Raw genomic sequence first — 24004 nt, 5'->3', positions numbered from 1 at the left:
CGATCACCGGCCGCTGCGCGTCATGCTGGAAAACACGTCGTCGCGGCGAATCAGGCCATGAAACAGTGCTGCGGCGAAGTGCATCACGAAGGTGGCGAACAGCAAGAGCGCGAGATACGTGTGCGCGCTTCGCAGCAGCGCATAGAGCCGCACGTTCACGGGCGCAATGGGAGGAAGATGCACGCCGCCGAAGAGGACGACCGGATATCCGGCGGCGGATAGCATCGACCATCCGACGATCGGCACGGCGAAGAGCAGCGCATAAAAGAGCCCATGCGAGCCATGCGCGATGCGCTGCTGCCATCGGGGCATGTCGTCGGGAAGGGCGGGCGTCCCGTGCGTCAGGCGTACACCGAGACGCAACACCGTCAGCAAGAGAATTGCGATACCCAGAGGACGATGTATCGCGATCAAGGTCTGATGCCACGACGAAAGCGTGGCGACCATGCCGATGCCGATGAACAGCATGGCGATGACAAGCAGCGCCATGAGCCAGTGAATCCAGCGCGCAGCGGGGCTGAAGTGGTTCGCGTTAGTGCGCTTCATGCTGCGCCTCCTCTTGAGTTCTGCGGTTGAACGACACTGAGTACGCAGACGATCGCGCCGCTAGCAACGGATCGTCAGAAACCGAGAGTCCCGCGGGCAACACCGTGGGGTCGAAATTGATGTCGCGGCAATCGCCGTCGGCTTGCGCGGTCTCACGATTGATGACCAGCGTGCCGGCGTCGATCTGTTTGCGGTCTTCGGGCCATGCTTTCGTCGCGTCGTTCGTGATGTCGCCCGGCTGCGCGACTGTCAGTATCAGATGCCATCGCTGCGCACCGTGCGCGAGGCGTCCCTTCAGTTCATCGTCGAGGAAGTCGTGGCGCGTAGCATTGCTTGGCGACACCGGCTCGTAAGTTGCGTCTGGAACCAGCGACCAGCGCACGAAATGCACGGCTCCGGATGCGTCGGTCGCGCGGAACGCGTTGATGCTGTAGTACGCGGCATTCGCGAAGCTCGATGATGGTGCGTGCGTCTTGACCCAGTCGCGAAACGGGAAGGTTTCCGGGTGCGCAGCGAAGAAGGCGGCGAGCTTCATGGGGTCCGGTTTGCCCGTTCCGGGATTGGGACGTGAAGCGATCAGTTGCTCGTAGAATCCCCGCGCGCTGTTGACGATAAATACAGGAGTACTGTTCATTGCCGTGCGCCATTGCTCGCCGTCGCGCAGACGGAACTCGAGGGCGAGGCTGCGCACGGGGTTGCCTGAGTCGCTGACGAAGGGGTTGGGGCCGGGTATCGCAAACCGCCCCGTGACCGGCGTGCGTTCGCGCGTGAAGACTTCGGCACGAGAGATGGATGATGCGTTGCCGTTGCCGTCGAACCAGCCTTCGACGCATACGCCCTTGGCGTGATTGCGCCGGTATCCGGCATGCACGCCGCCCACGCTTTGCAGCGTATCGACGATCTTCGTCGATGTCAGTCTATGCGTGGCGCCGACGCCCGCCACGTAGGCGAACGCAGTGCTGATGCCGAGTACGCTGGCGCCGATGAGCGCCAGCTTCGTCAGTTCAGGCGCGTTTCGTCGCGGGTTCCGCAAAAGCCTCATGAGTGAGAAGGGTGGCTGTTTCATGATGTTCCGCTCGATGTTCGGTGGATCAGTTCACGCGAACACAACTGGCGGCGTGAATATTCCAACGCATTTCGATGCACATTCTTTGGAATAGATCGGCCCTCGACGCGGTTTGCCTTCATGCAAGCCCAATCAATCTTTCTCAAGGAGTCGAAGATGAACATCGCCAAACTGTTTGCCGTTTCCGCCGCACTGGTCGTTTCAACGGGCGCGTTCGCGCAAGGCCTTACGCGCGACGAGGTTCGCGCGCAACTCGTGCAGGCCGAGCAGAGCGGCTCGCGCCTCGTGACAGATGCCTCGTATCCGGACGTCAGCCCGATTTATCAGAACCAGACGGCGCATTCGAAGACCCAGGACAGCGACGCGTATGGCGGCATGAAGACCGCATCGGGCGCGGGAAGTGCGCCTATGAACATGTCCGACTGTGTCGGTCCCTACAGCTTTTGCCACATTTACGCGGGCTCTTGACCGTGCTTCAAAAAAAACGACGCGCACGGGAATAAACGCCGTGCCGCGTTGTTTGCACCAGTGAGATGACTTCTTGACCCGAAGCCGTGCGACCGTGGACCCGCTTTCAGACATCCGCCTTTCCGAAACCGACGTGCAGGCTTTCGCCGACGGGCTGCTCGCGCCGGAGCGGGCCAACGCGTTGCGCGCCTATCTGTCGAGCAGGCCGGACGAAGCGCGCAGGGTAGTGTTCTATGATCGGCTCAATGCACAGCTGCGCTCGATGTTCGACAACGAGTGCGTTGCGCCCCGGAAAGGCGATAGACGATTCGGCGCGCGGCTGCGGCTGTGGATGGCCATCGTCGGCTGTCTTTCGCTGGTGATTGCCGCTATCTGGGCCACGGTGCGCGTACCCGACGCCGCGTTCGAACGCGCGGCCGTATCCGCATTGGCGATGGAGACGGCCGGGTCCGGGCGCGGCGTCGATGTCACCGATGCGCCCGATCTGTCATCGGCGGGCTTTCGCGCCGTCGATTCGCGGAGCGTCACGCTCGGCGCATTCGCTGGCGTCAAGGTCATCGCGTATCGCAATGCAAGCAACGAACCGCTCGTGCTCTTGTCCACGTGTGCACCGCCCGCATCCATGCGTTCGCCGTGGCACGCGCATAGAATCGGAACGGCGCGTCTGGTCGAATGGACGTCGACGTCGGGCGTTCGCACGGTCGTCGGCTCGCGCGCGGGCACGCCTGGTCTCATGCGTGCCGCCGAATTGCTGATGGCTCGCGAGAACATGCAACGGATTGAACCATGAACGCAAGACTCCTTCGCAAGGTGCGCCGATGAGCGTGCGTGAACAACTGATGGATCATCTTCCGCGCTTGCGTCGTTATGCTCGCGCGCTGATCCGCAATCAGGAACTGGCCGACGATCTCGTGCAGGACACGCTCGAACGCGCGCTTCGGCACACCGAGAAGTTTCAATCCGGCACCGATCTGCGTGCATGGCTATTCACGATCATGCACAACGTGTTCGCCAATCAGGCGCGCCGCGCCGATGCGCGTGCGGTGCATCTGTCGGTCGATGACGATCCGCTCGACGAAACCCAGTTCGCGGTCGCCAGCCGCGACACGCAATCGCTCGAAATGCGAGACCTCGACTACGCGCTGCAACGGCTGCCGGTCGAGCAGCGTCAAGTGGTGCTGCTCGTCGGTCTCGAAGAGATGTCGTATGCCGAAGTCGCCCTCGCGCTTGACATTCCGCTCGGCACGGTCATGTCGCGGCTCTCGCGCGGACGGGAAAGACTGCGTGCGCTCATGGCAGGCAAGCAGGAAGGCGTGCAATTGAAGGTGGTGCGATGAACAAACAAACGACTCCCATCAGCGAAGACGACATCCAAGCCTATGTCGATGGCGTCATTGCCGATCATCGACGCGACGAGATCGACCGATTGCTGGAAACGGATCATGCACTCGCGAGCCGCGTAAGCGATTACTTTGCGCTCAACAACATGCTTCACGACCGCTACGATCGCGTATTGCAAGAGCCGTTGCCTGAGCGCCTCACCATGGCTCTGGACGCGCCGCCCGCCGCGACCGTGAATGCCGGCCATGCTCCTGCCGCGAACTGGGCGAAGTACGCGGGCATGGCGGCGGCGCTCGTGCTGGGCATAGGCATCGGCGTGGGCGGCATGATGAGTCCGCCTGCGCGCAATATGCTTGTTTCGAGTGACGACAACGCTTCGCTTCGACATGCGAGCCTGACGAAGGACGAGTCGTTCGCGCGTCAATCGGCGATTGCGTATGTGACGTATGCGCCGATGGTCACGCGTCCTGTCGAAGTCGGCGCGGACCAGGAAGAGGAACTCGTCAAGTGGCTATCGAACCGGCTCGGCACCGATGTGCATGCACCGGTGCTCACGCACGTGGGCTTCAATCTGATGGGCGGACGCCTGTTGCCCGGCGACGAAGGCCCGATCGCCCAATTCATGTATCACGACGCCAATGGGGAACGCATTACGCTGAACGTGTCGCATCGCAAGGTGAGCCGCGACGTGACCGCCTTCAAGCTCTATCAGGATGGCTCTGTCAACGTGTTCTATTGGGTCGATGGCGACTTCGGCTATGCAGTGTCGGGAGCGATCCCGCGCCCGCAATTGCTCGCCATATCGCATGACGTGTATGAACAACTGACCGCGAGAAACGGGCAGGGCGCCGCTGTTCGATGACCGCACGCGCTGGCTCTTGCCGTAGCCACGCAACGCGTTATATCGTGATGAAGGTGCGCATCCGACGACGCGATGCGGCATACAACAAAGGAGACAGGCGGCACATGACGGCAACAGAAGCAATACTTGCATTGCGCGACACCCTTGGCGCGGAAGTGGTCGCGCTGCCCGAAGAGTTCGGCGACCGGCGCGTCGTGGACTGGAGCGGGCTGCCGGGAGAGATTCCGCTCGCGCTCATTCGTCCGCGCACGACGGAGGAAGTCGCAGAGGCGCTGACCATTTGCTCGCGCTTTCGGCAGCCCGTGGTCACGCAAGGCGGACTGACGGGTCTCGTGGGCGGCGCGAATGCGCGCGGCGGAGAAGTGGCGCTGAGTCTCGATCGTATGAATCGCATCGTCGAGATCGACGAGGTGTCCGGCACGATGACGGTTGAAGCGGGCGCGGCGTTGCAGACCGTGCAGGAAGCGGCGAGCGCGGCAGGCTTCTACTTTCCGCTCGATCTCGGCGCCCGCGGCAGTTGCTCGATAGGCGGCAATCTCGCGACCAACGCGGGCGGCAATCGCGTCATCAAGTACGGCATGATGCGCGATCAGGTGCTCGGGCTTGAGGCGGTGCTGGCCAGCGGCGCGATCGTCGGCGGTCTCAACAAGATGATCAAGAACAATAGTGGCTATGACTTGCGGCATCTCTTGATCGGCAGCGAAGGCACGCTCGCGGTCATCACGCGCGTCGTGCTGCGTCTGCGTCCGAAGCCCACGGCAACGGCGACCGCATGGTGCGGCTTGCCGGACTTCAAGGCCGTCACTACGCTGCTTGCGCGCTCGCAGGCGGGGCTGGCGTCGGGCGTGTCGGCGTTCGAGGTCATGTGGGCGGGCTATCACGACACGGTGCTCGCCAACTTGCCGCAATTGCGCGCGCCGCTCGGTTCCGCGCATCCGTTCTATGTGCTGCTGGAAAGCGTTGGGGCCGATCCGGTGCGGCACGGGGAGGCGTTCGAGGAGTTCCTCGGCGCGATGCTGGAAGAAGGCATCGTGACGGATGCGGCGATTGCGTCATCGGAGGCGCACGCGCTCGCGTTCTGGGCTATCCGCGATGCGCCCGGGGAGTATCAGCGCTTCATTCCGAACCACGCAGCGTATGACGTGAGCTTTTCCATCGCGCAGGTCGGCGAAGCGGCCGCGCGCTGCGAGGCGCGGCTACGCGAACATTGGCCGCAGTCGCTCGTCATGATCTACGGGCACTTGGGCGATGGGAACATCCATATCGTCGTGGACGTGCCCGGCATGGACAAGCACGAACACGAGGATATCGACCGCGTCGTCTACGAGGTCACCCGCGAGTTGAACGGCTCCATATCGGCGGAGCATGGCATCGGCGTGAAGAAGCGGCATTTTCTATCGCAGAGCCGTCGCGAGACGGACATCGACGCGATGCGTGCGATCAAAGGCGCGCTCGATCCGCTCGGGCTTTTGAATCCGGGAAAAGTGGTCTAGCGCTAAGGCGAACGGGAACGGGGAATGCAGACATGGCTTCGTCCTGCTCTGAACCGGAGAACGTCCATGCCTTCCGACGCCAATACATCGCCCGCAGCCGATCCGTCGAATGAACCCGTCGCGCCGCCCGAACGCAAACCGAGTCCGACGCTCGGCACGCCGCCCGATGTGAATCCCGCGGGCGCGGGCGCGTCGCCGGCGCAGGAAAGCCCGCTCGGTGCATCCGAGCCGATGCCGCCGGGCGAGGCATCGCGATGACTTAGGGCGCGACCGGCGTTGGTGCCGGTCGCGACTGTTAGGCTTGTGCAGCGAAGGACGGTCTGAACTCAGCGGTTACAAAACCATCGCTAATTTGTGTTATGTCAAATGACGAATCGGGGCGAACGCACGCCCCAGCCCGCCCACTTCAAGTCCACGCCACATGCGTACGATCCAGATCGCGGTCCAACTGATACGCCGCGCTGATCAACGCCAGATGCGTGAGCGCCTGCGGAAAATTCCCCAACGCCGCGCCATTGGTCGCGACTTCCTCGGAAAACAAGCCCAGGTGGTTCGCATACGCCAGCATCTTTTCGAACACGAGCCGTCCTTCGTCGACGCGGCCTGCGCGCGCGAGCGCCTCCGCGTACCAGAACGAGCACGCGCTGAAGCCGCCTTCCATGCCCGGCAGACCATCTAGCGTCGTGCCCCGCGTATAGCGAAAAATCAGCGGATCGACGCGCAGATCGCGGCCTATCGCGTCCAGCGTGCCCATCCAGCGCGGATCCTTCGGGCCGATGAAGCGCACGAGTGGCATCATCAACGCCGATGCATCGAGCGTGGCGGAGTCCGGTGTCTGCACGAACGACTGAAGCTCTTCGTTGAAGAAATGCTCGTGGATGTCGCGATGAATGTCGTCGCGGGTCTGGAACCACTTCGCCAGCGGCGCCGGAAGCGAGCGTTTCTGCGCAAGACGCAACGCGCGATCCACCGTGACCCAGCACATCAGGCGCGAATGCAGCAACGGACGCTTGCCGTTGCGGAACTCCCATATGCCGTGATCCGGCTCGCGCCAGTGCTCGACGACATAATCGACCGTGCGCGTCACATGTCGCCAGCCTTGGTATGAAATCGCTGCGCCGTATTTGTTGTAGAGATAGACCGAATCGAGCAGCGCGCCATAGACATCGAGCTGCGTTTGTTCGCGCGCGCCGTTGCCGACGACCAGCGTGCCCGGCGCTGACTCGCCAAGCGTCGCGAGCTGCGTCTCGTCGGGCGCGGGCTCGCCATCCACCGCATACATCACCCTGAGCGAACCATCGGAACTGCAGTCGCGATTGCGATCGGCGATCCATCGCATGAAGCGCTCGGCTTCGCCCGTATAACCGAGACGCAACAGCGCGTAGACCGAGAACGCGGCGTCGCGTATCCACGTGTAGCGATAGTCCCAGCGACGCGAGCCGTCTTGCGCCTCCGGCAGACCGAAAGTCGGCGCGGCGACGATTGCGCCGTGCTCGTCCGAACTGAGCAGCTTCAACGTCAATGCCGACCGCAGCACGACTTCGCGATAACGTCCGCGATACGTCGAGCGCGACGACCATTCTTTCCAGAACGCGATCGTCTCGTGCAGCATGCCGTCGAACTTCTCTTTCGTGTCGAGCTTCGGCAGTTCATCGGCCGCGCCCAGCGCGAAGCACGCCGACTCGCCCTCCGACATATCCAGCGTCGCCCGTGCGCCGTCATGCTCGACGGAAAGCGGCACGCTCGCGCGGAGTTCCAGCGGCGCGCCGTTGTCGGCTCGCGCGAACCGTACGCCCTTCTCCACCGCATGCGCCGTGTGACGGACACGCGCATAGTCGAAGCGCGGATCGCAGCGAACGTCGAGCGTCATCTTGCCGTACACAATACGCACGATGCGCATCACGCAATTGGGCACGGCGTCCACGCGCGCTTCGGAAGACGGTACGGGCATCAGGTCCAAAAGCTCGCAGACGCCCTCGCCCGTCATGAAGCGCGTGAGCAGCACGTTGGTCTCGGGCAGATACATCTGCTTGACGTTGGCGTCGAGATCGCGCGGAGTGATCGCAAACGAACCGCCGCGCTCGTCGTCGAGCAATGCGGCGAAAAGCGTCGGCGAATCGATGCGCGGAAAGCACATGAAGTCGATCGTGCCCCGAAGCGACACAAGGGCAGACGTCTTCATGTTGCCGATCATGCCGCGTGCATCGACGGGCAGCACGGCGGGTGGGACCTGCTGTGATGGATGGCCCATCGGTTGCGCTCCGGCTTGACGTTGCAAGCCGTTGAGCAAGGGGCATTCCCGTGACGCGTCGTGTCGAGGACAAAGCTTCGACGCGACGATGCGCGATTTTAGCGTGCAGCGGTCGTGTCGAGACTGCCCGAAACAGGCTCCATCGGCGCTGCCGTGATGGCTGCCTCGCTTGCGGAGACGTCGTGCGCAGCGACAGCGTCCTGCGTCGGCGTTGCGATGCCCGCATGATGCGACGACCTGCCGAAGCTGGCGATATAGAGCGTCACCGCGACGGCCACGCCCACGAGTATCGCCACCACGGCCACGCCCGACGACTTGCGCTTCATGTTGTCCCCTTTGCTGTTCGTCTGCCACGGTAGCAGACCGAAGCGACGCTCACCGTGTGACGGCGCGCATTTTTATTCGTCGCGTCAAGCGGTTAGGTCGCGCGTCACCGGCTTGTCCACAGGGTTGGGCACAGAAACTGTGGATATTTTCTTGGCTTCGGGCATCAAATTGCCCGACACGCCTCCGCGCACTTCCGGCACGCATCGCTACACGCCTGGCAATGCGCGGCAGTATGACGGCTGCACTCGTCGGCGCATGCATCGCAGATTCGCGCGCACAGATCGCAGAAGTCGCGCATGAACTGGGTGTCGCGTGCAAGCGACTCGGACGTGAACCGGCACAGCGCGGCGCAGTCGAGATCGAGACGGATGCACTTTTCCATGTCGGGCAGATGCCCTTCCGCAATGCACGCGGATGCGCAGTTATCGCAAGCGGCGGCGCAACGGTCCAGTGCGGCGATGCAATCGATGTAGTCGCTCATTCGACTGGTCCTCGTCTGACAGGTGGCTATTCGCGCGTCGATTCCGGCGGCACGGGATTGTTGTCTTGCGCGGTAGGCAGCGCATTCTCGCTCTGCGGATGATGCTGCTTTTCCCGGGCATCGAGGTCTTCCTGCCGCGTTTCGCTGGCGGCGGGCGCGCCCACTGGTTCGTCCATGTCGTCGGCCGTGGCGCGCGAGCCGTGGTTGTCGCCTGTGGCTTGAATCATGCTGCCTCCGTTGACGTAGTCATCGTTCATGGAATTCGCAGCAAGCCATGGTCCCGCGCGACAGCGTGCCCTACGCCTCAATCGATTGGTATCCGCCTTCAGGAACCGCGTGGTTCGACATGAACAGCATCCGCAGTTCGGTGCTCAACCCGTGGAAATGGCACATGAACGTGGCCGGCTTCGCGTAATACCACGGCGTGTTGAGTTCGTTGAAGCTCACGAGTTCGGCCGAGTCCGGTTCGGGGCATAAACCATGCGAAATCATCTGCTCCATGAAGTAGAACTGGTCGCCCTGGCTGGAAAACGTGTACTTGATGTCCTCGGTCTCCAGCACGCGAGCAAGCACGCTTTGCAGCACGTTCGCGTTCGCCTCTGTGTTGCGAAAGCCCATGACGCCCGAATTGAAGCGCCAGCCGCAGATATCCGCAGTCAGCACGCGATCGCGGCCTTCGGTGAACGCCTCGAGCTTGATCGAAGGGTTCATGACGAGGATATCGGCATCGACCCAAAACACCCATTCGTGATGCGGCAGATACTTGGCTAACAAGAACGGCTTCGACCAGTTGCCGCATGCCTCGCGCTGAAAATCGGCAGGCACGGCGCGATGTTGGTAGAGCGTATAGCCGTGACGCTCGCAGAACGCGCGCAGGCTTGCTTCGCCGAAGCGCGCGTAACTCGCGATGTTCGGCGTGTATAGCATGACGACGGCGATAGGCTTGCCGGGCTGATACACGGTTAGCGGCTCGTCGGTATCGCATTGAGGCGGCGGTGGAACGTCGAAGAACGCGCTGTGGCCCGCCGCATGGCACGCGTTCACGTGCTGTGCGAACACCGCCCGCCAGCGCGGACCATACTTGCTATAAAGACGCGGCGTATAGACAAGCGATACCGCAATCACCGGCGTCCCGCGCAGATCAGGATGCTGCCCCGACCACATGGATGCGATCGGTATCACGCCGTTCATCAAGTCCCAGTCTGCGACGGCAGGGAACGCTTCGAGCAATTCCTCTTCAGTCACGAATTTGCCGTATTCGTAGAAGGCGCGGCATCGTGCGGCCATGCCTCGTGCAATGCGTCGGTTCTCCTCGGTATTTCGGATGACGAACATTTCCGTATTGACGCCGAAGAAGCCTTTCGTGACGAGACTGTCTCGCCCTTCCATGATTCGGCCGAAATCCTCGAAGCGAACGAAGAGCGCATTCTCGGTCGCAAAGATAAGGATTTCCCCGTCCGCGGCGCGCGCGAGCCGGTCGCTGATCATTTGGTATTTGAAGAGGACGCCGAGTTCGAGTGAGTCGGCGCTGCTCGAGATCGACTCGTCGCAATGGACCGCTTGCGTTCGGCGGCAGAACTCGGCGTGGTTGTCGCGTGACGATGTCGCGCGGCGGTCGGAAAAACAGCTAACCAGTGTGACCATGTTGTACCGGCAAGTGAATAGCGTGGACGCACGAAGCGCGGCGCAAGAGCCGCGCGCAAGGGGCCGTAGCATATCCGTTGCGGTCAACGAACTTGCAAATTATTGCGTCAACCGAAGTATCTCGCGCGCGGAGAATCTGCCATCCGCGCTCAATTGTAGGACGTGCAGACGTGGATGAACGCACTGTCGCGTTCCGGCGCGCTGTCGCTTATTCAGGACGCGCACGATCGCCGGTTGCGCGTCGTTCGGCCTCTTTGACGAGCGCGATGCATGCGACACCGAGACGGCGATTGCGAGCGGACATTCCGTGGCGTTCCAGACCGTATCGTCCTAGTTGCGTCAAAGGTTATGAGCAAGGCGACGTTCGCAATCGACGACGCCGGATTGCCAAGGAGCGTCCCGAGCAGCATGGAGACGACTGCTCAGAGCACGCGGGGGGTCCAACCGCATGCCGCGTGGCGCGCACGGTTGGCGTTCGCGGGCAGCAAGCCTATGGCGCCGCCAGCAGGCTGGCCGCACGCGACGGCATGATCCCGGGCCGTACGGCGCGACGGACCGTCGCTTTTCGAAGCGGCGCAGCGGCAGCGATCGATCGCGCGGCTAGGAAGGACGCCGAGGCGCGAAGGCCGTTGAGCGTCGAACCGCCGGATCGTCGTGCGCCCCGACGTATAGGCCGCGCCGCTCGTGCCGTCCGTCCAGTTCGTCCTTCCCGTATTGAATGGCGAACTGTTCGGCCGCCTTCGCCGTCGGGAACGGTCGAAACGGCCCGACCGCACGCCGCACACCGCCGGGACGCTCGATCAGAACCGTCGCGACGAATTCGCCCGCGGCATGCACGACGACCGCCGACAACTCGCAGCCCCGGTACTCCACTGGAATGGCGTCCATTCGACTCTCGCTCTGGAAGTAGCCCGCGTGGCGATTGAAGAAGCGTGCGGGACGTGACGCCCTATTTTTAGCGGGAAATCAAGATTCCGGACGTGCGTCGACCAACATTGGAGCGCCGCGAAATCTGCATGATTCTCATTTAGACGCTATGCTCCGACGAACCTCCACCTCTAATCGACTCGTAGTGCCGCCCACTCTCCACCGACGAAACCGTTTCACACTTGCTGCCCTGACGTTGGCCGGCGTCGCGCTCTGCGTCGCGGCGCGGACTGCGCAGGCGCAGGAGTTCTCCATTCTCGCCGGACCGCTCAAGAGCGGCAGCCAGAACACCTATTCCTGGGAAGCAAGCTACCGCGAAGGCCTCGGCCCGTATGCGGCCTGGAGTTTCTCCTGGATTAACGAAGGCCATATTCCCAATCATCACCGTGACGGTCAGGCGGCGCAGTTGTGGGGACGGCTTCCGCTCTGGAATAAGCGCCTGGAACTGTCGGCGGGCGCGGGGCCGTACCGCTATTTCGATACCAGCGAGGCCCGCGCCGGCGGCGATTATTCCAACACGCACGGCTGGGGCGGCCTCTTCACGCTGCGCGCCGCGTATTACTTCGACAACCGCTGGATCGCGGAGATGAAGCTCAATCGCGTGCAGGCGTTCGGCGGTCCCGACACGACGGCCCTGCTGTTCGGCATCGGCTATCAGCTCGACGCACCAAACGGCCGTGGCCCGCGCGAGCGCGCGCCGTCGCGCATCACGAACGTCACCGGCAACGAAATGACGGTCATGGTCGGCACGACGATCCTGAACAGCCTGGACTCGGAATCGAACGTGGCGGAAAGCATCGAATACCGGCGCGGGCTGTGGAAGTATGTCGACTTCAGCGCGTCGTACCTGCACGAGGGCGGCCACGTTCAGTCGCGCCGCGACGGCGTCGCCGCGCAACTGTGGGCAACCCGCGCATTCTTCGACGATCGGCTGACGCTCGGCGTCGGCGCGGGCCCGTATCTGTCGATCACGCAGAACGACGATCTGCCGCAAAACCGCACCGGCGACGGCCGTTTCGCGGGCCTCGTCTCGCTGTCGGCGAGTTATCGTTTCACGAATCGCTGGCTCGTTCGAGCGACGTGGAACCGCATGGTGACGCGCTATGACCGCGACGCGGACATCATCGAGGCGGGCATCGGCATGCGTTTCTGACCGGGCCGCTGCAAACCGGCTGGCGCGGTACTTGCGTTTGGACGAGCCGTCATCCGCTCTCAACGGCTCCTCCATGATCGACGTCCCGCCCAGAACCCTGCTGATCTCCCCTCACCTCGACGACGCCGTGCTCGGCTGCGGCGCCTCGCTTGCGGGCGCGCCGGACGTGCTCGTCTGCACGGTGTTCACCGGATGCCCCGCCGCCGATGCCCACACGGATTGGGACGCCCAATGCGGCTTCGCGGACGCGCGGCAGGCGATGGCCGCGCGCATCGAAGAGGACAACCGCGCGCTTGCATTGCTCGGCGCGACGCCGCAGCATCTGGGCTTTCTCGATTCGCAATACATCCCGTTTGCCCACGATGCCGACAAGCCCACGCGCAGCGCGTTGACGCAAGCATTTCTCGACGTCATCGCGAAGTATCGGCCGAACGTGCTGATGATTCCGCTCGGCCTCTTTCATTCGGATCACGCGCTCGTTCACGAAGCCGCCTGCGATGCGTGGCTGCATCATCGCGATTTGCCCTGCGTGGCCTACGAAGAGGCGCTGTATCGATGCAAGCGTGCGCTCTTGCAGCAGCGTCTCGCTGATCTGCTGGAACGCGGCATCGACGCGACACCGCTCAATCCGCGCCCGCCGGAGCCCGCCGAAGCACAGCGCCGCGAAGCCATGAAGCGCGACGCCGTGAACGCGTATCCGAGCCAGCTCAAGGCATTCGGGCCGGACGGATATGGCGACGTGTATCTGCCAGAGCGTTTCTGGACGCTCGAACGCGCGGAGAAGCGCGCATGAGCGCGCTCCCGCAACCCCTCGCGCGCCCTGCTCACGACGAGGCCGCGCGCGTGACCGTGGTCGTGCTGACCTACAACCGCGCGGATCAAGTGCTCGACACGCTGGGAAGACTCGCGGCCTTGCCGGATCGCATCGACATCGTGGTGGTCGACAACGCATCGTCCGACGATACGGCCACGCGCGTCGCGCAAGCCTTCCCGTTTGTCGAACTGGTGGTCGCGCCGTCGAATATGGGCGCGGCGGGCCGCAACCTCGGCGTGGAGAAGGTGCGCACCGAGTACGTCGCGTTCTGCGACGACGATACGTGGTGGGGCCCGGGTTCGCTCTCGCGCGCAGCGGACATCCTCGACGCCTCGCCGCGTGTCGCGGTGCTGAGTGCGCGCGTGGTCGTCGGCGAAAACGGCGATGCCGACGAAACCTGCGAACGTATGCGCGTCAGTCCGCTGGGCGCGAATGGCTTGCCGGGACCCGCGCTCGTCGGTTACATGGCCGGTGCGAGCGTGTTCCGCACGAGCGTCTATCGAACGATGGGCGGCTATGAGCCACGGCTTTTCATAGGCGGTGAAGAGTCGCTGCTCGCGCTCGACATGCTGGACCACGGCCACGCGCTCGTCTATGCCGACGAGCTCGTGCTGCATCATCATCCCTCGCCGATACGCGACAGCGCACTGCGCAGGCGTCTGCTCGCGCGCAACGCCGCGTGGGTCGCGTGGCTGCGCCTGCCGTTGCGTGAAGCCGTCCAAGCGAGCATGCAGGCGTTCGCCGTCATGCGTCGCGAAGGCACGTTCTGGCGCGATGCTATGCAGATGTTGCGCGGTTTGCCCTGGGCGCTGTCGCATCGGCGCGTAGTGGGCCGGCACGTGCAGGTCATGCGATCGATCGTGCGCGAAGACGACCGCCGCCATGCGCGCCAACAGGCCAGCGAAACCACGCTCACGCGGGCAGACGCTACACGCGCCGTGTAAAACCGCGCCTCTGTTGGTTACCCCGCGTCTAAGGAAATTTTGTTCGTACAGCAACGAACCAACGATTCTGCGATTTTTTGCGCTCGTGGCACAACGAATGCTGTGAGCCCTGCAAGCTTCGAAAGACGCGGCAACTTTTGCGCGCGTGCAACGACTCGAAGTCCATGTCGAACAACGCCAATCGAGGGGGCCTACACGTGAAGATCGCACTTATCAGTGAGCATGCGTCGCCTCTCGCGGTGGCGGGCGGCGTCGATAGCGGCGGGCAGAATATCTATGTCGCGCATGTCGCGCGACAGCTCGCACGCAACGGTCACCAAGTGGATGTCTTCACGCGCCGCGACCGTTCCCTGTTGCCGCTGGTCTCGCGCTTCGAACGCATTCGCGGCATCCGCGTCATCAACGTGCCGGCCGGACCGCCCGTGCAATTGCCGAAGGAACAGCTTTTGGCGCACATGGACGAGTTCGCTCGCTTCATGATCGGCTACTTCAAGAAGCAGGCGACGCCCTATCACGTCGTTCATGCGAACTTCTTCATGTCCGGTCTCGTTGGAATGCGTATCAAGGAGGCGCTAGGCGTGCCGCTCGTCACTACGTTTCATGCGCTCGGCCGCGTGCGACGCATTCATCAAGGCGCGGGCGATGGCTTTCCCGACGAGCGCTTCGAGATCGAAGACGCGCTCGTGCGTGAATCGGATTCGGTCATCGCCGAGTGTCCGCAAGACGAAACGGACCTCGTGTCGCTCTATCACGCTGAGCGCGAACGCATCGACCTGGTGCCCTGCGGCTTCGACAGCACCGAGTTTCATCCGATGAAGAAGGCCGAAGCGCGTGAACGTCTCGGCTGGCCGCAAGACCGCTTCATTGTGCTGCAACTGGGACGCATGGTGCCGCGCAAAGGCATCGACAACGTGGTGCGCGGCATCGGCCTGTGCAATCGCGAACTGAAAGAAGACGCGCATCTCTATGTGATCGGCGGCAATTCGGATGAAGCGAACGAAATCGCGACACCGGAAATCGGCCGCTTGCGCGGCATCGCAAACGAATGCGGCGTGGCCGACAAGGTGAACTTTCTCGGCCGACATGGAAGGCAACGCCTGAAGACCTTCTACAACGCAGCCGATGTATTCGTGACGACGCCGTGGTACGAGCCTTTCGGCATCACGCCGCTCGAAGCCATGGCGTGCGGCCGGCCGGTCATCGGCGCGGACGTGGGCGGCATTCGCTATTCGGTGGCGCATAACGAAACTGGATTGCTGGTTCCGCCAAAAGATCCGCGCGCACTCGCCGATGCGCTTGCCGTGCTCAAGCGCGACCCGCTGCTCGCCGAACGCATGGGCGCAGCGGGCCTCGAACGCGCGCGCGCGATGTTCACGTGGTCGGGCGTCGCGCAGTCGCTCGAACGCGTGTATGCGCGCGTTGCGGGCGTGGACATGGCGCAGGACCTCGATAGCCGGCGTGCCGCATATGGCAGCGCCACCGCATGAAACCCGCCGTCTTTCTCGACAAGGACGGCACGCTGCTCGACGACGTGCCTTATAACGTCGATCCCGACAAGATGCGTCTCGCGCATGGCGCACGCGATGCACTCGCCATCTTCGCGCGCATGGACGTGCCGATCGTCGTGATCAGCAATCAGAGCGGCGTCGCGCTCGGCAAGTTCGATGAAGCGGCGCTTCAACCTGTCGAACGCAAGCTGCACGAACTCGCTGCGGAAGCGGGCGCGCGGCTGGCGGGCGTCTACTGGTGCCCGCATCATCCGCAAGGCACGGTCGCGCGGTATGCCCGCGTATGCGATTGCCGCAAGCCGGCACCCGGCATGATTCAACGCGCGGCGCGCGAGCTCGGCGTCGATTTGCGGCGAAGCTGGTTCGTCGGCGACATTCTCGACGATATCGAAGCGGGGCATCGCGCCGGATGTCGCGCTGTGTTGATCGACAACGGCAACGAGACGCTCTGGCAACGCGGCCCCATGCGCGAACCCGATGCGATCGCGAAAGATATGAGTGAAGCCGCGCGCATCATCGAGCGTGCGTGGCATGACACGGAGATCGCGACATGAAGCGCGATCCGTTGCGAGCCAACGATATTCCGATCAGCATTCAGCCCGCCGACGCGCACGCGCGCGCGCCCGCCGTTGCGCCTGAGCGCATTTGGGGCGCGGACGTACGGCGTATTTTGTGCATTCGCCTCGATAATCTGGGCGACGTGCTGATGACCACGCCCGCGCTCCATGCGCTCAAGGCGGCGTATCCGGGGCGGCATCTCACGTTGCTTGCGTCGCGTTCAGGTGCGCAGGCAGCGCGTTTCATCGACGATATCGACGACGTGATCGAATACGACGCGCCGTGGGTCAAGCATGACAAGCCCATCGATGCGAGCGCGGATATCGCGATCTGCGAACGTCTCGCATCACTTGAGTTCGATGCTGCCGTCATATTCACCGTCTATAGCCAGAATCCGCTTCCGGCAGCGATGTTCTGCCATCTCGCGAAGATTCCGCGACGGCTCGCGCATTGCCGCGAAAACCCGTACGGACTGCTGACGGATTGGGTCGCCGAGCGTGAACCGCAACATGGCACGCGGCACGAAGTCGAGCGGCAGCTTGCGCTCGTCGAAAGCGTCGGCGCAACGAACGCGGATACACGTATGCGCTTCGCATTGCGCGCTGAAGACGAGGCATCGCTTGCTCGCAAACTCGACGCACGAGGCGTCGATCTCAACGCGCCCTTCTTTGTCATGCATCCCGGCGCCACCGCTGCATCGCGGCGCTATCCGCCGGAGCGCTTCGCACAGGCGGCGCGAGCGTTGTCAGACCGGACCGGCTGGCCGGTTCTCGTCACCGGATCGGCGAGCGAAGCCCCATTGTGCGAGACGGTTGCCGCAGGCGATGCGCGCGTCGTCAACCTTGCGGGCGCGCTCGAGCTTGGCGAGCTTGGGGCACTGATCGCGCATACGCGTGTGCTGATCTCCAACAATAGCGGTCCGGTGCATATCGCGTCCGCGCTCGGTGCGCCGGTCGTCGATCTGTATGCGCTCACCAATCCGCAGCATATGCCGTGGCAAACGCCGCATCGTGTCCTCTTTCGCGACGTGCCTTGCCGCTGGTGCTATCGCAGCGTGTGTCCCGAAGGGCATCACTCGTGTCTGCTCGGCGTGACCGTCGATGAAGTCGTCGACGCCGCGCTGTCCTTGCTCGATGCCCGCACCGAACAACATCCCGCTCATCTGACACTACCCTGAGAGACGCGCCCTATGTACACACTCGGAATCAATGCGGTCTATCACGACAGCGCAGCGGCGCTGGTTCGCGACGGCGTCGTGATCGCGGCGGCGGAAGACGAGCGTTTCACGCATGTAAAGCATGCGAAGCGCCCGGTGCCCTTCTCGACGTGGCAACTGCCTTTCGATGCCATCGACTATTGCCTCAAGGAAGCCGGCATCGAGCTCGCCGATATCGACCACATCGCGTATTCGTACGATCCGCAGCTTTTCTCGGGCATGCCGAAGCAGACTAAGGCGACTATCGCCCTGCCCTTCATGCCTTCCGAACATGTGACCGGCAACCCGTCGGAATCGCCGTGGGACCCGCTTTTCCTGAGCTATATCGTGAATGCGCGCGGCCAGTTGCTCGACGGCGCGCCGCATCATCTGAAGAAGCGGTTCGCCAGCGGCGGACGCGCACCGCGCTTCGAATGGCATAACGTCGATCATCATCTGTCGCATGAAGCAAGCGCATTTCTCGCGGCGCCGTATGAGAACACCGCCGTTCTCACGATGGATGGCCGTGGCGAAGGCGTGACGACGAGTCTCGGACAGTTCGTCGATGGCGAATACAAGCGCATCAAGCAAGTGGAACTGCCGCATTCGCTCGGCTTGCTGTATGAAGCCGTGACGGACTATCTCGGCTTCCTGCACTCGTCGGACGAGTACAAGGTCATGGCGCTCGCTTCGTTCGGCAAGCCGGCGTACGTCGATCAGTTCCGCGAGATCGTGAAGTATCGCAACGACGGCAGCTATACCGTGGATGCGCCGCGTCTGGTGGAGCGCTTCGGTCCGCGACGCGAACGTGGCGGTCCGCTCACGCAGCACCATTACGACATCGCGCATTCGCTGCAAGTAGTGCTCGAAGAAACCGCGCTGGATCTCGCACGCTGGCTGCATGAACGCACCGGTCTCAAGCATCTTGCTATGGCGGGCGGCGTGGCGCTTAATTGCGTAATGAACGCGCGCTTGCGCGATCGTGGCCCGTTTGAAGACATCTGGGTTCAACCCGCTGCGGGCGATGCGGGTACCGCGCTCGGCGCAGCACTCTGGACCGACTATCAAGAACGCGTCAAGCAAGGTGATGGGGGCCGTCGCTGGGCCATGAATCACGCGTATCTTGGCCCGCGCTATGAAGACGACGAGATCGAGCAGTTCCTCAAGTGGTCGAAGACGCCGTATCGCAGGCTGAACGACATTGCGAGCGAAACCGCTGAAATTCTGGCATCGAATCGTGTGATCGGCTGGTATCAGGGACGTACGGAGTTCGGGCCGCGTGCGCTCGGTGCGCGTTCGATCCTCGCTTCGCCGATTGATCCTTCCATGCAGGCGCGTCTGAACGAAATCAAGGATCGGGAAGATTTCCGCCCTGTTGCGCCCGTGGTGATGGAAGAACACGCTGCGGACTGGTTCGTTGACGCACGCGTCGCGCCGTTCATGCTCTTCGTGTTCGATGTGCGCGAGGACATGAAGTCGCGCATTCCTGCCGTCACGCATATCGACGGCACGGCGCGCGTGCAGACCGTGAACCGCTCGCAGCATCCGCTCTATTACGACTTGCTCGCGGCGTTCAAGGCGCGCACGGGCGTGCCGGTGCTCGTCAATACGTCGTTCAATACGCGCGGCGAGCCGATGGTCAATTCGCCGCGCGATGCGCTCGAATCGTTCTGGACGTCGCCGCTGGATGCGCTCGTGATCGGCCCGTTCCTGATTGAAAAGCCGGGAGTGCGTGCATGAGCTCGGTTGCAGGCTCGTTTCCCTACGACGGCGCGAAGCACGCGTCCGCGCCGCGCGACGCCAGCGCGGCAGCGGGCGCGGCGTTCGAGGTGTCCGTCGTCGTGCCGACCTACCGCCGCCCCGACATGCTGGAACGCTGTCTGCGCGCGATCATCGCGCAGGACTACGACAAGACGCGCTTCGAGATCATCGTGTGCGATGACGGTCCCGACGAACCGACGCGCTCGCGTGTTGCAGCGCTGGCACGTGAGTTCGAGCAGGGACCGCGCATCCGCTATGTGCCCGTCACCGCGACGCAAGGCCCCGCGGGCGCACGCAATGCGGGATGGCGCGCATCGGGCGCGGCGTTGATCGCTTTCACCGATGACGACACGATTCCCGATCCGCACTGGCTCGCGGCAGGCGTTGCCGCATTGCGAGCGGGCGCGGATGCGGTATCGGGCCGTATCGTGGTGCCGCTCGGGCCTCGTCCGACGGACTACGAGCAAGATGCAGCCGGTCTCTCGCACGCCGAATTCGCGACGGCCAACACGTTCGTGACGCGCTCGGCGCTCGCACGCGTCGGCGGCTTCGACGCGCGTTTCACGTCGGCATGGCGCGAAGACTCGGACCTGCAATTCGAATTGATGCGCATCGGCGCGCGCATCGTGAGGTCACACGATGCAATGGTCTTGCATCCCGTGCGGCCTGCGCGCTGGGGCGTGAGCTTGTCGCAACAGAAGAAGAGCCAGTTCGACGCGCTGCTGTACAAGAAGCATCGCTCGCTCTTCAAGACACGGATTCGAAGCCTGCCGCCGCTGCTTTATTACGCGATCATCGCAGCCCTACTGGTCGCCGTGCTCGCGCTTGCCAAGGGCAATAACACGCTCGCGGGCGTCTGCCTCGTCGCGTGGCTCGGCATGACCGCATGGTTCTGCTTCAAGCGCCTGAAGTCGACTTCGCTCACGCCGTCGCATGTACTGGAAATGGCGTGGACATCGCTATGGATACCATTTCTTTCGGTGTACTGGAGAATCTACGGCGCCGTGAAGTTCCGGGTGATGTTCATATGAAGCCGGAAAACGTCGAGCGCATTGCGATCTTCCGGGCGCTGCAACTCGGCGACATGCTCTGTTGTGTGCCGGCGCTGCGGGCATTGCGCCGCGCTTATCCTCGCGCACGCATTGCGCTGATCGGCTTGCCGTGGGCGCAAACTTTCGTCGAACGTTATTCGCATCTCGTGGATGAGCTGATTTTGTTTCCCGGCGCAGTGGGATTTCCGGAGCAAGAGGAAACGGACGCGAAACTACCGGCCTTTTTTGAAGCGATGCGCGCGCGCCGCTTCGATCTCGCGATTCAGCTGCACGGCAGCGGCGGCGTGGCGAACGATATCGTCGAAGAGATGCACGCACGGCTTAGTGCGGGATTCCTGAAGCCGGATGAATCGCCGCGCGCCGGTGTGTTCATTCCGTGGCCCGACGCGTTGCAGGAAGTCGAGCGCTACAACGCGCTAATGGCGGCACTCGGCCTGGATGCGCATGACACGCAACTGGAGATTCCGCTCACGCCACAAGATACGCGCGAATGCGATGAATTGATCGCGCAATATGGTCTCGACACCGCGCGGCTCGTGCTGGTGCATGCGGGTGCGCAATTGCCTTCGCGACGCTGGCCCGCCGAACGCTTCGCGCAAGTCGCCACGGCACTTGCGAGCGATGGCTGGCAGGTGGCGTTGACCGGTAGCGCAGGCGAAGCTGCGATTACCGCGAGCATTGCAAGCACACCCGGCCTCGATGCAATCGACCTGACCGGCAAGACATCGCTCGGCTCGCTGGCTGCGCTCGTTGCGCGGGCACGTCTTATCGTCTGCAATGACACGGGGCTTTCGCACGTGGCCGCTGCGATGCGCACGAGAAGCGTCGTCATCGCATCGGGCAGTGACACGCAACGCTGGGCACCGCTCGATCACGAACGGCACCGCGTGCTGGCCGACTATCCGCCCTGCCGCCCGTGTTCGTTTCGCGAGTGTCCGTATGGTCATCCATGCGCGCTCAATGTGAGTGTCGCGCAAGTGCTCGATGTCGCACGACTCCAATTGCCTGTAGAAAAACTGGAAACCGATGCCCACTGCTAATCAACGACGCCTGCGCGTGCTCACGTGGCACGTACACGGCAACTATCTGTACTACCTGACTCAGGCGAAGCACGACTTCTACCTCGTGACGAAGCCCGGTCATCCGCCCGGCTATGCGGGCAAAGTGGGCGTGCTGCCGTGGGGTGACAACGTTCACGAAGTGCCGGCCGACGAAGTGGCTTCGCACGAATTCGACGTCGTTCTATTTCAGCATCGCACGCACTGGGACGACGATCGCATCAACCTGCTCTCGGATGCGCAGCGGCGCTTGCCGCGCGTCTATATCGAACATGATCCGCCGCAGGAGAATCCGTTCGAACAGCGCCATTGGGTGCAGGATCGCGACACCTTGCTCGTGCATGTGACGCACTTCAATCGGCTGATGTGGGACAGCGGCGAGACGCCGACGCGTGTGATCGAACATGGCGTGGTCGTGCCGGAAGGCGTGCGTTATACCGGCGAAAAGGAACGCGGCATCGTCGTTATCAATCATCTGCGGCAGCGCGGCCGCAGGCTCGGCAGCGATGTTTTCGCGGATGCCGCGCAGCGCGTGCCGCTCGATCTCGTCGGCATGGACGCGGAATCGGCGGGCGGTCTGGGAGAGATCGGCAATCTGGACCTGGCCGCGTTTTCCGCGCAATACCGTTTCTTCTTCAATCCGATTCGCTGGACGAGTCTGGGCCTCGCCATCGTCGAAGCCATGACGATCGGTATGCCCGTCATCGGTCTTGCGACGACGGAGCTTGCCACCGTGATCCGCAATGGCGAGAGCGGCTTCATCCATACCGATACGAACGCGCTCGTCGACGTCATGCAACAGCTGCTGCGCGATCCCGCCGAAGCGCGCCGTCTGGGTGAAGGCGCTCGCCGTCTCGCGCTTGAACGTTTCCACATAGACCGCTTCGCCGCCGAATGGGAAGCAACGTTGCGCCACGTGTGCAGTTGATCAAGCGCGACGATCAAGCGCGACCCAATCACCACAAAAAGGAACCGACATGAAGGAAGCATATCGCAAGCGCATTCTGGTGACGGGCGGCGCGGGCTTTCTCGGCTCGCATCTCTGCGAACGTCTGCTCGCGCAAGGGCACGACGTGTTGTGCGTCGATAACTTCTATACGGGCACGAAAGACAACATCGCGCATCTGCTTGATAGTCCCAACTTCGAACTGATGCGTCACGATGTGACGTTCCCGCTGTATGTCGAAGTCGATGAGATTTACAACCTCGCATGTCCCGCGTCGCCGGTGCATTACCAGCATGATCCTGTGCAGACCACGAAGACGAGCGTGCACGGCGCGATCAACATGCTGGGGCTCGCGAAGCGCGTGAAGGCCAAGATTTTTCAGGCCTCGACGAGCGAAGTGTATGGCGATGCCCGCGTTCATCCGCAGCAGGAAGCGTACTGGGGCAACGTGAATCCGATCGGGCCGCGCTCATGTTATGACGAAGGCAAGCGTTGCGCCGAGACGCTGTTCATGGATTATCGTCGCCAGCACGGCCTCAACATCAAGATTGCGCGCATCTTCAACACGTACGGACCGCGCATGCATCCGAGCGATGGCCGCGTCGTATCCAACTTCATGATGCAGGCGCTCGCCGGCGAGCCGATCACCGTCTACGGCGAAGGCACGCAAACGCGTTCGTTCTGCTATGTGGACGACATGGTCGACGCCTTCATTCGATTGATGAACACGCCCGACGACGTGACAGGTCCGGTCAATCTCGGCAATCCGCATGAATTGTCGATGCTGGAGATTGCGCAACGAATCGTCGCGTTGACGGGCTCGAAGTCGGAGATCGTGTTCCGCCCGCTGCCGATGGACGATCCGTGGCATCGTCAACCCGACATCACGCAGGCGCGGCAGCTGCTCGGCTGGGAACCTGTGACTGTGCTCGATGAAGGTCTGCGTCGCACAGCCGCCTATTTCCGGCAGATTATCGAGGCGCAGCAGACGCGCTCTGCACTGGCTACGCTTTGATGTTGTAACCGGGCAGTGCGCGCGCTTCGTCTTCACGCGAAGCGGCCACTGCCTGCGCGAGCGCCTTCGCGAAGCCGGCAATGGAGGTGAGATCTCCCTGCACGCGCTCGCGCAGATAGTCGGCCCAGGCATACTTCGCGTTGGCTCCCGGCGGGTCTCTATAAACGCCCGCCATCCGCACGAAAGCCGCGAGACTCAGATAAGGGTCGTCGGGTATTGCGGCAATGGATGGCGGCAGTTCGTCGACCGACGTCTCGCGGCCCTCTGCATCGACCGCGTGAAGCCAGCCGCGCTCACGCAGCGCAGCGATAAAGGCATTGTGACTGCGGTCGCTGAAGTCGCACGCGATAACCACCGGCACCACGTCGATGCCCAGTTCGTGCCAGGCACGCGCCCAATGATGATGGTCGATCACATGCAGCGTGCCGCCCGGTCCGCGCACCAGACGCAGCGCGTGGTCGCGCAAGAACGCCGCGCGTCCATGAGCGGGCGTGGCGGCCGTCAGATGCATCTTCTCGCGCACGTGCTCCATTCCGATTGAACCTTGCGTCGGCTTGAGTTCGTCGATGCGAGCCGATGATTCGGTGTCCATAG

At 62.9% G+C, this 24004-nt stretch carries 26 protein-coding genes; 17 read left to right on the top strand and 9 right to left on the bottom strand.

Translation table 11 applies throughout. The features are described from left to right. Window positions 1-3: 3 nt before the first annotated feature. The gene (locus P9239_RS01205) at window positions 4-546 is read right to left on the bottom strand and encodes a cytochrome b (protein ID WP_309748690.1); all 543 of its coding nucleotides are present in this window, start codon (window positions 544-546) and stop codon (window positions 4-6) included. Then, window positions 533-1588 (bottom strand): catalase family peroxidase, encoded by a 1056-nt coding sequence (locus tag P9239_RS01200; protein ID WP_309749582.1) that lies wholly within the window; start codon window positions 1586-1588, stop codon window positions 533-535. Before P9239_RS01200 ends, P9239_RS01205 begins: the two co-directional genes overlap by 14 nt. A 180-nt stretch (window positions 1589-1768) precedes the next feature. Between P9239_RS01200 and P9239_RS01195 the strand changes: the two genes are divergently transcribed. From P9239_RS01195 to P9239_RS01170, 6 genes are all read left to right on the top strand, one after another. After that, on the top strand, window positions 1769-2080 hold the full coding sequence (locus P9239_RS01195; RefSeq protein WP_309748689.1) for a DUF4148 domain-containing protein: 312 nt from the start codon (window positions 1769-1771) through the stop codon (window positions 2078-2080). A gap of 73 nt (window positions 2081-2153) precedes the next feature. After that, on the top strand, window positions 2154-2870 hold the full coding sequence (locus tag P9239_RS01190; protein ID WP_309748688.1) for a transcriptional regulator: 717 nt from the start codon (window positions 2154-2156) through the stop codon (window positions 2868-2870). A 28-nt stretch (window positions 2871-2898) separates the two neighbouring features. Next, window positions 2899-3417, top strand: a complete 519-nt coding sequence (locus P9239_RS01185; RefSeq protein WP_309748687.1) for a sigma-70 family RNA polymerase sigma factor — start codon at window positions 2899-2901, stop codon at window positions 3415-3417. Next, the gene (locus P9239_RS01180) at window positions 3414-4283 is read left to right on the top strand and encodes an anti-sigma factor (protein WP_309748686.1); all 870 of its coding nucleotides are present in this window, start codon (window positions 3414-3416) and stop codon (window positions 4281-4283) included. Before P9239_RS01185 ends, P9239_RS01180 begins: the two co-directional genes overlap by 4 nt. Window positions 4284-4387: 104 nt before the next feature. Further along, on the top strand, window positions 4388-5776 hold the full coding sequence (locus P9239_RS01175; RefSeq protein WP_309748685.1) for an FAD-binding oxidoreductase: 1389 nt from the start codon (window positions 4388-4390) through the stop codon (window positions 5774-5776). 66 nt (window positions 5777-5842) lie between these two features. Further along, window positions 5843-6034 (top strand): hypothetical protein, encoded by a 192-nt coding sequence (locus P9239_RS01170; RefSeq protein WP_309748684.1) that lies wholly within the window; start codon window positions 5843-5845, stop codon window positions 6032-6034. Window positions 6035-6182: 148 nt separating this feature from the next. On the opposite strand, the gene P9239_RS01165 is transcribed toward P9239_RS01170, so the two are convergent. The 6 genes from P9239_RS01165 to P9239_RS01140 all read right to left on the bottom strand — a co-directional run bounded on the left by P9239_RS01165 (window position 6183) and on the right by P9239_RS01140 (window position 11367). After that, window positions 6183-8027, bottom strand: a complete 1845-nt coding sequence (locus P9239_RS01165; protein WP_309748683.1) for a glycoside hydrolase family 15 protein — start codon at window positions 8025-8027, stop codon at window positions 6183-6185. A 98-nt stretch (window positions 8028-8125) separates the two neighbouring features. Then, window positions 8126-8353, bottom strand: coding sequence for a hypothetical protein (locus tag P9239_RS01160; RefSeq protein ID WP_309748682.1), 228 nt, complete (start codon window positions 8351-8353; stop codon window positions 8126-8128). Between the two features lie 164 nt (window positions 8354-8517). After that, the gene (locus P9239_RS01155; RefSeq protein ID WP_309748681.1) at window positions 8518-8835 is read right to left on the bottom strand and encodes a four-helix bundle copper-binding protein; all 318 of its coding nucleotides are present in this window, start codon (window positions 8833-8835) and stop codon (window positions 8518-8520) included. A gap of 26 nt (window positions 8836-8861) precedes the next feature. Beyond that, entirely contained in the window at window positions 8862-9062 is a 201-nt protein-coding gene (locus P9239_RS01150; RefSeq protein ID WP_309748680.1) for a hypothetical protein, read from the bottom strand. Between the two features lie 70 nt (window positions 9063-9132). Next, entirely contained in the window at window positions 9133-10224 is a 1092-nt protein-coding gene (locus P9239_RS01145; RefSeq protein ID WP_309748679.1) for a hypothetical protein, read from the bottom strand. A gap of 855 nt (window positions 10225-11079) precedes the next feature. Beyond that, a complete protein-coding gene (locus tag P9239_RS01140; RefSeq protein ID WP_309748678.1) occupies window positions 11080-11367 on the bottom strand; it encodes a hypothetical protein in 288 nt (95 codons plus the stop codon). A 184-nt stretch (window positions 11368-11551) separates the two neighbouring features. Between P9239_RS01140 and P9239_RS01135 the strand changes: the two genes are divergently transcribed. The 11 genes from P9239_RS01135 to P9239_RS01085 all read left to right on the top strand — a co-directional run bounded on the left by P9239_RS01135 (window position 11552) and on the right by P9239_RS01085 (window position 23410). Then, window positions 11552-12559 (top strand): hypothetical protein, encoded by a 1008-nt coding sequence (locus tag P9239_RS01135; protein WP_404980151.1) that lies wholly within the window; start codon window positions 11552-11554, stop codon window positions 12557-12559. Between the two features lie 73 nt (window positions 12560-12632). After that, window positions 12633-13352, top strand: a complete 720-nt coding sequence (locus P9239_RS01130; protein ID WP_309748677.1) for a PIG-L family deacetylase — start codon at window positions 12633-12635, stop codon at window positions 13350-13352. Continuing rightward, window positions 13349-14317, top strand: coding sequence for a glycosyltransferase (locus P9239_RS01125; RefSeq protein ID WP_309748676.1), 969 nt, complete (start codon window positions 13349-13351; stop codon window positions 14315-14317). The genes P9239_RS01130 and P9239_RS01125 overlap by 4 nt, the downstream gene beginning before the upstream one ends. Window positions 14318-14514: 197 nt before the next feature. Further along, window positions 14515-15804 (top strand): glycosyltransferase family 1 protein, encoded by a 1290-nt coding sequence (locus tag P9239_RS01120; RefSeq protein WP_309748675.1) that lies wholly within the window; start codon window positions 14515-14517, stop codon window positions 15802-15804. Then, window positions 15801-16379: an HAD family hydrolase gene (locus P9239_RS01115; RefSeq protein ID WP_309748674.1), complete on the top strand. Its 579-nt coding sequence runs from the start codon at window positions 15801-15803 to the stop codon at window positions 16377-16379. The genes P9239_RS01120 and P9239_RS01115 overlap by 4 nt, the downstream gene beginning before the upstream one ends. Next, the gene (gene waaF, locus P9239_RS01110; protein WP_309748673.1) at window positions 16376-17560 is read left to right on the top strand and encodes a lipopolysaccharide heptosyltransferase II; all 1185 of its coding nucleotides are present in this window, start codon (window positions 16376-16378) and stop codon (window positions 17558-17560) included. The genes P9239_RS01115 and waaF overlap by 4 nt, the downstream gene beginning before the upstream one ends. 12 nt (window positions 17561-17572) lie before the next feature. Continuing rightward, window positions 17573-19318, top strand: coding sequence for a carbamoyltransferase C-terminal domain-containing protein (locus P9239_RS01105; protein WP_309748672.1), 1746 nt, complete (start codon window positions 17573-17575; stop codon window positions 19316-19318). Continuing rightward, on the top strand, window positions 19315-20370 hold the full coding sequence (locus P9239_RS01100) for a glycosyltransferase (protein ID WP_309748671.1): 1056 nt from the start codon (window positions 19315-19317) through the stop codon (window positions 20368-20370). Before P9239_RS01105 ends, P9239_RS01100 begins: the two co-directional genes overlap by 4 nt. Next, window positions 20367-21431, top strand: a complete 1065-nt coding sequence (locus P9239_RS01095; protein ID WP_309749580.1) for a glycosyltransferase family 9 protein — start codon at window positions 20367-20369, stop codon at window positions 21429-21431. The genes P9239_RS01100 and P9239_RS01095 overlap by 4 nt, the downstream gene beginning before the upstream one ends. Then, on the top strand, window positions 21418-22377 hold the full coding sequence (locus P9239_RS01090; RefSeq protein ID WP_309748670.1) for a glycosyltransferase family 4 protein: 960 nt from the start codon (window positions 21418-21420) through the stop codon (window positions 22375-22377). Before P9239_RS01095 ends, P9239_RS01090 begins: the two co-directional genes overlap by 14 nt. A 49-nt stretch (window positions 22378-22426) precedes the next feature. Beyond that, window positions 22427-23410: a UDP-glucuronic acid decarboxylase family protein gene (locus P9239_RS01085; RefSeq protein ID WP_175941718.1), complete on the top strand. Its 984-nt coding sequence runs from the start codon at window positions 22427-22429 to the stop codon at window positions 23408-23410. On the opposite strand, the gene P9239_RS01080 is transcribed toward P9239_RS01085, so the two are convergent. Next, window positions 23400-24002: a ParB/Srx family N-terminal domain-containing protein gene (locus P9239_RS01080; protein ID WP_309748669.1), complete on the bottom strand. Its 603-nt coding sequence runs from the start codon at window positions 24000-24002 to the stop codon at window positions 23400-23402. The two genes, P9239_RS01085 and P9239_RS01080, sit on opposite strands and share 11 nt — an antisense overlap. Window positions 24003-24004: the final 2 nt, after the last annotated feature.

Source organism: Caballeronia sp. LZ062 (assembly GCF_031450785.1).
Taxonomy (GTDB): Bacteria; Pseudomonadota; Gammaproteobacteria; order Burkholderiales; family Burkholderiaceae; genus Caballeronia.
This window is presented reverse-complemented; position numbering and strand designations above follow the sequence as displayed.

Bases quoted from the DNA above. Each gene is read 5' to 3' on its own strand.
- waaF (WP_309748673.1), top strand. From the start codon at position 16,376: ATGAAGCGCGATCCGTTGCGAGCCAACGATATTCCGATCAGCATTCAG.
- P9239_RS01100 (WP_309748671.1), top strand. From the start codon at position 19,315: ATGAGCTCGGTTGCAGGCTCGTTTCCCTACGACGGCGCGAAGCACGCG.
- P9239_RS01140 (WP_309748678.1), bottom strand. From the start codon at position 11,367: ATGGACGCCATTCCAGTGGAGTACCGGGGCTGCGAGTTGTCGGCGGTC.
- P9239_RS01185 (WP_309748687.1), top strand. From the start codon at position 2,899: ATGAGCGTGCGTGAACAACTGATGGATCATCTTCCGCGCTTGCGTCGT.
- P9239_RS01085 (WP_175941718.1), top strand. From the start codon at position 22,427: ATGAAGGAAGCATATCGCAAGCGCATTCTGGTGACGGGCGGCGCGGGC.
- P9239_RS01105 (WP_309748672.1), top strand. From the start codon at position 17,573: ATGTACACACTCGGAATCAATGCGGTCTATCACGACAGCGCAGCGGCG.
- P9239_RS01170 (WP_309748684.1), top strand. From the start codon at position 5,843: ATGCCTTCCGACGCCAATACATCGCCCGCAGCCGATCCGTCGAATGAA.
- P9239_RS01200 (WP_309749582.1), bottom strand. From the start codon at position 1,588: ATGAGGCTTTTGCGGAACCCGCGACGAAACGCGCCTGAACTGACGAAG.
- P9239_RS01195 (WP_309748689.1), top strand. From the start codon at position 1,769: ATGAACATCGCCAAACTGTTTGCCGTTTCCGCCGCACTGGTCGTTTCA.
- P9239_RS01155 (WP_309748681.1), bottom strand. From the start codon at position 8,835: ATGAGCGACTACATCGATTGCATCGCCGCACTGGACCGTTGCGCCGCC.
- P9239_RS01095 (WP_309749580.1), top strand. From the start codon at position 20,367: ATGAAGCCGGAAAACGTCGAGCGCATTGCGATCTTCCGGGCGCTGCAA.
- P9239_RS01150 (WP_309748680.1), bottom strand. From the start codon at position 9,062: ATGATTCAAGCCACAGGCGACAACCACGGCTCGCGCGCCACGGCCGAC.
- P9239_RS01160 (WP_309748682.1), bottom strand. From the start codon at position 8,353: ATGAAGCGCAAGTCGTCGGGCGTGGCCGTGGTGGCGATACTCGTGGGC.
- P9239_RS01090 (WP_309748670.1), top strand. From the start codon at position 21,418: ATGCCCACTGCTAATCAACGACGCCTGCGCGTGCTCACGTGGCACGTA.
- P9239_RS01080 (WP_309748669.1), bottom strand. From the start codon at position 24,002: ATGGACACCGAATCATCGGCTCGCATCGACGAACTCAAGCCGACGCAA.
- P9239_RS01145 (WP_309748679.1), bottom strand. From the start codon at position 10,224: ATGGAAGGGCGAGACAGTCTCGTCACGAAAGGCTTCTTCGGCGTCAAT.
- P9239_RS01125 (WP_309748676.1), top strand. From the start codon at position 13,349: ATGAGCGCGCTCCCGCAACCCCTCGCGCGCCCTGCTCACGACGAGGCC.
- P9239_RS01180 (WP_309748686.1), top strand. From the start codon at position 3,414: ATGAACAAACAAACGACTCCCATCAGCGAAGACGACATCCAAGCCTAT.
- P9239_RS01130 (WP_309748677.1), top strand. From the start codon at position 12,633: ATGATCGACGTCCCGCCCAGAACCCTGCTGATCTCCCCTCACCTCGAC.
- P9239_RS01205 (WP_309748690.1), bottom strand. From the start codon at position 546: ATGAAGCGCACTAACGCGAACCACTTCAGCCCCGCTGCGCGCTGGATT.
- P9239_RS01115 (WP_309748674.1), top strand. From the start codon at position 15,801: ATGAAACCCGCCGTCTTTCTCGACAAGGACGGCACGCTGCTCGACGAC.
- P9239_RS01175 (WP_309748685.1), top strand. From the start codon at position 4,388: ATGACGGCAACAGAAGCAATACTTGCATTGCGCGACACCCTTGGCGCG.
- P9239_RS01165 (WP_309748683.1), bottom strand. From the start codon at position 8,027: ATGGGCCATCCATCACAGCAGGTCCCACCCGCCGTGCTGCCCGTCGAT.